The organism is Rhodospirillum sp. A1_3_36, from assembly GCF_047263945.1.
Classification (GTDB): Bacteria; Pseudomonadota; Alphaproteobacteria; order Rhodospirillales; family Rhodospirillaceae; genus Rhodospirillum.
The window spans coordinates 87,060-93,384 of the sequence record NZ_JBLAVB010000015.1; the positions used below are offsets into that span (position 1 = coordinate 87,060).

The window sequence follows — 6,325 nt, forward strand, 5'->3', positions numbered from 1 at the left end:
GCGCTGTCACGCCTCGTCCTCCAACTTGTGCTCGAAGCACTCCCCCAAGAAACTTGCCGCGCGGGGCGTGAAGACGGTGTCTCCGGCGAGATCGACGATGCCCAGTCGGGAGAACCGCGCTTGTTCTCCGAAGGACGCTGCGTTGTAGTGGATCGAGACTTGAGGATTCGATGTCACCGCGTAGAGGAACTCGATATCTCCGTGGAGGGTGTTCGTTGGACAGATGCCGTAGCCAAGGGTTCCGGTGAAGGGCGTCTCTTCTGGGATTCTGCCGTTTTCGGAGGAAATGGCGGCGATCACCTCGTCATATTGGTTGCAGAGGTGCTGAAGGAGCCGGGCGGCGGCATATTCGCCGTCGTCCAGTCCACGTTCGGCCTGGAACCACTGCAGGAAGGGCAGAATGTCGGGCAGAACCGAACTCGGGTACCCGTCGGAATGCCGGTAGAGCAGGATGGAGGGCTGTTCGAGCGGTTGCTCCGGTCGCTCGTAGAAGGCGATGTGGGATCGTGTGGCCATGGTAAAAGGGGGTTAAAACGCCGCCCACGCAACAGGCCGACGAAAAACCCCGTCAAGGAGGAACCCGGAGGGGCAAATCCTTTACGGGGTGTCGGCCTGTTAAACTCGTGGCGCGTTTGCCCCCTTCCATGGCTTATGGGATGCCACGCCCCAAGCGCCCGTGAGGGCTCCTTGGGTTAATTGGTTTCCATCCTACGCGGTGATCATTGCCACGATCAGCAGGATCGCCCCACCGATGCCGAGCATGGTGAAGGGGGCGTAGTCGCCGCCGATTCCATAGGAGCAGGACCGGAGAGGGAATCGCTTTCTCAGGGCGTCATCGCAAACCATCCCCGCGAATCCGAAGGCGAGGAGCAGCCCCACCGCGATGAAGGCGAGACAAAAGACCAATCCCCACCAATGGAGAGAATAGGGGTCTTGAGCGAGGAGTTCGGAAAGGGGCTGGTCGCAACGGGCCGGATCGCAAGAGGATGCGTCGGGGAACATGGGTGAAGAGGGTTAGCGGGTCGTTGAACCGCCCTCCTTCGGGATGCGCCGCGCGCACTCGATGAGGTCGGCGAGGGTCACCCCTCACGCCCCCGAGGGGGCGCACCGTGGAAGCAGTACCGACCTCAGCCAATCCACCATCGGATGGGATGAAATGTCGCGTGATCCTGCTTCCACGCAGGGTCACGGACGGAGGTCGGATGAGGTCGCGTTACCGCTGGTCATCGTGTTCCGCCCTTTCGCGCGCAGTTTAGCACGCGCGGGACCGGTCAAGGCGGCATTGCCCGGCACGCCCCCGGAGCCCGCCCGGGCGCCCGAAAAGGCAACCCCACGGGCGGTTGAACAACACCTATCGTCGGCTGGGCCTTCGCATGGCGCTCCGCCATGAGGTCGCCCTCACGAGCCGCCATGTGGACACGCGTGATCGTGGTCCCGAAAGCCAAGGGAAGCCGGTTAGATGTTGTTCCCCCAGATTTTACCAGACTGGGGATCCCTATGCCGCGTCTTCCCGGCCAAAGGCCCGTTCGGTCAGGTGGCGGTCGGTGCCCGCGCGCAAGGCGTCGATGGCCGGATCGCACAGGTCCCGGTGTTCGAGCACTCCGGTTTGGGACAATCCCTCGAACAGATTGCGTTTGCCGTCGTCGGTGGCGACACCCAGGGCCGCGCGGGCGAAGTCCATGCGTTCACGAAACAGGCCCTTGCCCTTGGTGAGTTTCAGGAAGAGGTCGATTTGCAGCTTGGGCGGCAAAGCGTCGTCGGCGCTGGGCAGGTCGCCGCGAAAGTCCTGGAACAGGTCGAGCACCGTCTGGGTCTCCGCCGCCTGTTCGTCGGAGAGCATAACCTCCATGGCCGTGTCCTGGGCGAAGGGATCGGAACTCTCGCTCTCCAGGATCGTGCGGAAAATGTCCGCGTCGTCAGGCTCCTCGCCGAGGAGTTCCTTCTTGTGATCCTCCAGTTCCTTCTTTGCGTCTGGATCGCCGGTTTCCGCTCGGTGGAAGGCGTCGATGGCGGCGACGGCTTGGGTTTCGCGAACCGTCGCTGTGGCGGCTTCGGCCTTGCCGGTTCCAATGTCGGCCTGACCGTCTCGTTCAATGGCGTCCGCCGGTTTCAGAGCCGCGATTTCGCGTTCTATGGTCGGGCGGGCATTGTCCAAGGCCGCTGCTGGAATACGGAGATACAGGCTTTGCGTCTCCGTTGGCAATTTCTCGAACCCCGGAATATCGAAGTGCGGCGGCCTTTCAGAAAACGCCTCCTCCGTCTCGGTGTTTCGGTTCGGACCGCGTTCCGCAGTGGACATTCAAGAGAAGATTAGGGGCAAGTGTCGAGGGGCAGAAGGTTCTTGCGGCAAAGTTCGGCGACGGCTTCGTTGTGTGCGTCCTTCCGCATCTGTTCGGCTTCCCGAACCTTCTCTTCCCCTCGACGGACTTTCTCCTCCGCCTTCTGGCGATCCACCGCCGCCGCGTCGCGTTCATCCTCGAACCGCTTGAGCAGTTCGGGATTGGGCTTCTGGACGACATCTCCGGCCCGGGCGCCTTCGGTCATGGGGAAACATGTTACAATACAGAATGTTAGCAACATTCCCACTTTGGCGCATTTTTGGGAAAGAACGACCCGCCTGTGGACTGACCTCACCCGTCGGGGACGCCCCACCATGCCGAAGAAAAAACCTCACCCCCCTCGCATGACCCCATACGCCAATCGCCGCAGTCGCAAGTATCTCCACCAGTTGGAAGTCATCCGCCTGTTCGAGGCCGCGCGGACCACCGGGCGACATGGACTGCGGGATTCAACGCTGGTCTGGCTCATGTACCGCCATGGCCTACGAGCCAGCGAGGCGCGGGCACTGACCTGGGGACAGGTCGATTTCGAGCACATGCGGCTTCACGTTCAGAGGAAGAAGAAGGGATCGCCCTCCACTCATCTCCTCGGAGCCTTCGAAGTGGGCGCCCTCATGCGGCTCCGACCGGAGGGCGCCACGCCCTCCACGCCGGTCTTTATCAATGACCGTGGAACGCCGCTTTGTCATTCCACGATCTACAAGCTGATCGACCGGGCCGGACAGGCGGCGGGCTTGGACGTTCGGGTCAATACCCACATGCTGCGTCACTCTTGCGGCTTCCATTTGACCAATGTCCTGGACCGCCAATACCGGAAAATCCAAAAGTTCCTCGGCCATCGCGATTTGAAGCACACGGCCCGCTATACCGAACTGGACGACAGCAAATTCAACGACATTTGGGACGGAGAAATTGACGATCCGACTGTAAAACCGTAAGAATTTCCCCGTGTTTTCTTCCGGAAAAGAGCGTCTCACATGAAATCCCATCTTTCCCAAAAATGCGCCTTTTTGGGAAAGTCGGCTTTTCTTTAGGTGAGGACGTGGGCGTTCTCTTCAATGCCTCTTCCTGAACCATGCTGTATTTGGGAGCAACGACCCTTGCACGGAAGGCTCCGGCTTCCTAAACTCAAGGCATGACGAAAATCGTTCAAAGCTCCGTCGCCGAATTTCCCGCCGCGCTCGCCAAGGCAGGCGTGAAGGAGGATCAGTTCGTTTTCGCCCAGGTCCTGGACGCCGAGGATGTCGCGAAACTCCACGAACTGCGTCGTCTGGCACAGGAGGGCCTGGAGAGCGGTGAGGTGTCCGAAGAAGAAGCCTTCGAGGATATTCTTGGCGATCTGTACGGACAGTATCCCCAGCTGAAAGATGGCTAAAGCGGTATATAGCCGTGCCGCTGTCGCCGATTTGAAGACCATCGCCCGGTACATCGCTCAGGACAACCCTGAGAGGTCGGGATCATTCGTCCATGAAATCCGGGTCCGGTGCGGGAAGAGAGCAGACTTCCCCATGAGCGGGCAGAGCAGACCGGATATCGCACCCGGGATGCGGTCATTCGCACACGGAGCCTATGTTGTCCTGTACATGCCCCTGGAAGATGGCATCTCTGTTGTTCGTGTCATTCACTCGTCGCGAGATATTCGAGCCGCCTTGTAACCCGAGGGCATCCCATGCGCTTTGATCGCGAGATATCTGATCCCAAATTGGCCGAATGGCTGCAAAATGCCCCGGAAGAGGAACTGGTCGCCCTCAAGAAATACGCCGACGAGAAAGAGCGTGCCGAGGCGCGTGTCGCGCCGCCCGAACCACAAGAATGGACTGACGCTATGAGAACGAACAAACCGTCAACCGCTTCAGGTTCCGTGACTGCGGCTGTCGGACGTGTCCACGAGGATGGCCTGTCCACCGATGAACTGACCGCCTTGGTGAGCGTGCCGGGGGCTTGGGGCGTGGCCGGTTCTGCGGACGAGGTGTGTGATCGGGTAACCCAGCGTCTGCGTGAGGCGGCAAGGAAATGAAGAGCGCGGCCCATCGAGGACGCCGCGCTCTTACATCCTTTAACGTATGAATACTTAAATATTTTCCCTTTGGTCGATGCGGAGTCGGAGCATGGCTAAATCAAAAGATGATAGTCGTAGAAAATATCGTACAGAGGATCTTGCGCGATCTGCGGCAATTTACGGCCTATCGGATAAGTTTGATATTTTCGAGCAAGTAAATCTTATGGGATTGGATGATAATGCCATGCGAATTGATGCTGTGGCACGCTGCCTCGATACTGGATGGATGATAGGGTTGGAGTTTAAAAAGTCACATTTATTTATGAGTGAGTTTTCAAAGGCAATTCGGCAGGCTATACATTACAGAATTTCTGAGATTAATGATAAGCGTTTTCCAGAATATATTGGTTGTAGGCTTCCAGCTATTGCTCTTTTTCCGGATTGGCTCGGAGAACACGATGATGATGTAACAAGTTATTTGAAAGAGTCTGAGGGAATGAGGATTGTAGCTGAAAAATTCAGGGTCGGTACAATGCGGGAAATGAATAAAGGGAGAATCAGCTTCATTATGGGGCAGGCAGCAATTTGGCACTCATCAACAGGTTGGACAAAGAATGCGGAGAGTGTATTGTTCGGCGACATAGGATTTGCTTCGGTTAGAAAGAAAGACAATAGAATAAATCCCATTCTTCCTGAATATTATTAATACTCCTCCGCCAGCATGATCGTTAAAACCCGCGTCGTTTTCGTCGGGTCCGTGGGGTCGTCCGACCCGACGGTCATGGCTTCGTCGTAGCAATCGATTTTCCAAAAGATCTTCCGGCCCTCGGCGGTGAAGGCACCGAAGTCATGTTCGCCGTGGGGGTCGTTGTCCTTGGTGAAATCGTCGTAGCTCTGGATTGCCTGGATGAGGTCGTAGACCACGCGGGAGCCGAGGGCCTGGATGCCCTGGGTGAGCATGACCTGTCCGCCGATGAAGGTCGTGCGGAAGGCATCGTTCAGCGTGCGGATGCGGAGGCGGCGTTCGGCCTCGGTCATTTCCGGGCCGCGTTCGTTGGGGGTGTTCATGGAAAAAGGGGTTAGGAAGGAAAGGAGGGGAGCGGACTGCTCCCTCAGGGGCTCGTGCCCCGGGTCTCGGGGAGCTCGGCGGGGGGCATGCGGGCTCGCGTGCGCAGGTCGCTCCGCCGGTAGTAGGGCAGGCTGCGCAGGCGCAGCGGGTCGCGGTTGCCATGGAGCACCAGCAGTTCATTGTCCCGTAGGCGGATGAGTTGGTCGGGCCGCATGAGGGGCGACTGGTGCAGGCCGTCCGAAGGCTTGAACCAGTTGAGCCGGAAAGCCGTACCCAGGCGGGCCGAGAGGTTCTGCGCCGTGTCCAACCCCATGCCGCCGAAATAGCTCTCCGTGCCCACGCTTTCCAGGATGGCCGAGGCTTCGTTCTGTCCGTAGTTGGCGGACAGTTGGGAGAGGGATTGCAGGATCAGCCAGAAGCCGACCCGGTACTTTCGCGCCGTGGCGGCGAAGGTGGGGAAACCGGGGATACGCAGATGGGCGAACTCGTCGAGGAGCAGGAAGACCGGCAGGCGGCCCTTGCGCTCCTTGAGCAGGGCGGAACAGAGCTCCGTGTAGAAGAGGGACAGGAGGAAGCGGAATGTCCCCATGTCCTGCTGGCGCACCATGACGAAGAGGGCCGTCTTCTCCTCCTTCATGGCCGCGAAGTCGAAATCATGGTGGCTGGTCAGGCGGGCGATGTCCGGATTGCCCAACAGGGAAAGGGCGGTCGCGGCGGTGGAGACGAAGGAGAGCATCATCTTCTCCGGCGCCGCGTTGGTGAAGCCCTTGTAGTCGTCGAAGGTGGCCGGATCGTTCAGCGTGTTCTCGACGATGAAGCGGTCGGTCTCGGTGCCGCCCGCGTGGGCGTCGAAATGGTTCAGGCGATAGAGGACGCTCGCCAGCGTGACGGTCTCGCCCTCGGGGCTGTTTTTCAGGG

At 59.2% G+C, this 6,325-nt stretch carries 11 protein-coding genes; 5 read left to right on the top strand and 6 right to left on the bottom strand.

Going from position 1 to position 6,325, the window contains the following annotated elements; translation table 11 throughout:
- Positions 1-6: 6 nt before the first annotated feature.
- From ACLIRY_RS21555 to ACLIRY_RS21570, 4 genes are all read right to left on the bottom strand, one after another.
- Positions 7-516: a hypothetical protein gene (locus tag ACLIRY_RS21555; protein ID WP_413207489.1), complete on the bottom strand. Its 510-nt coding sequence runs from the start codon at positions 514-516 to the stop codon at positions 7-9.
- Between the two features lie 192 nt (positions 517-708).
- Complete coding sequence (locus ACLIRY_RS21560) at positions 709-1,002, bottom strand: hypothetical protein (RefSeq protein WP_413207490.1); 294 nt, start codon at positions 1,000-1,002, stop codon at positions 709-711.
- Between the two features lie 493 nt (positions 1,003-1,495).
- Positions 1,496-2,299, bottom strand: coding sequence for a hypothetical protein (locus tag ACLIRY_RS21565; RefSeq protein ID WP_413207491.1), 804 nt, complete (start codon positions 2,297-2,299; stop codon positions 1,496-1,498).
- An 11-nt stretch (positions 2,300-2,310) separates the two neighbouring features.
- The gene (locus ACLIRY_RS21570; protein WP_413207492.1) at positions 2,311-2,544 is read right to left on the bottom strand and encodes a hypothetical protein; all 234 of its coding nucleotides are present in this window, start codon (positions 2,542-2,544) and stop codon (positions 2,311-2,313) included.
- A gap of 139 nt (positions 2,545-2,683) precedes the next feature.
- Between ACLIRY_RS21570 and ACLIRY_RS21575 the strand changes: the two genes are divergently transcribed.
- From ACLIRY_RS21575 to ACLIRY_RS21595, 5 genes are all read left to right on the top strand, one after another.
- A complete protein-coding gene (locus ACLIRY_RS21575; RefSeq protein WP_413207493.1) occupies positions 2,684-3,277 on the top strand; it encodes a tyrosine-type recombinase/integrase in 594 nt (197 codons plus the stop codon).
- 197 nt (positions 3,278-3,474) lie between these two features.
- Positions 3,475-3,714: a hypothetical protein gene (locus ACLIRY_RS21580; protein ID WP_413203293.1), complete on the top strand. Its 240-nt coding sequence runs from the start codon at positions 3,475-3,477 to the stop codon at positions 3,712-3,714.
- Entirely contained in the window at positions 3,707-3,994 is a 288-nt protein-coding gene (locus tag ACLIRY_RS21585; RefSeq protein WP_413207494.1) for a type II toxin-antitoxin system RelE/ParE family toxin, read from the top strand. Before ACLIRY_RS21580 ends, ACLIRY_RS21585 begins: the two co-directional genes overlap by 8 nt.
- 14 nt (positions 3,995-4,008) lie before the next feature.
- Positions 4,009-4,356: a hypothetical protein gene (locus tag ACLIRY_RS21590; protein WP_413207495.1), complete on the top strand. Its 348-nt coding sequence runs from the start codon at positions 4,009-4,011 to the stop codon at positions 4,354-4,356.
- Between the two features lie 91 nt (positions 4,357-4,447).
- Complete coding sequence (locus tag ACLIRY_RS21595; RefSeq protein ID WP_413207496.1) at positions 4,448-5,044, top strand: hypothetical protein; 597 nt, start codon at positions 4,448-4,450, stop codon at positions 5,042-5,044.
- Here ACLIRY_RS21595 and ACLIRY_RS21600 read toward each other — a convergent pair.
- Positions 5,041-5,406: a DUF3768 domain-containing protein gene (locus ACLIRY_RS21600; RefSeq protein ID WP_413207497.1), complete on the bottom strand. Its 366-nt coding sequence runs from the start codon at positions 5,404-5,406 to the stop codon at positions 5,041-5,043. The genes ACLIRY_RS21595 and ACLIRY_RS21600 overlap by 4 nt on opposite strands.
- Positions 5,407-5,450: 44 nt before the next feature.
- Positions 5,451-6,325 (bottom strand): type IV secretory system conjugative DNA transfer family protein (locus tag ACLIRY_RS21605; protein ID WP_413207498.1); only part of this gene is annotated, 875 nt, incomplete at its 5' end.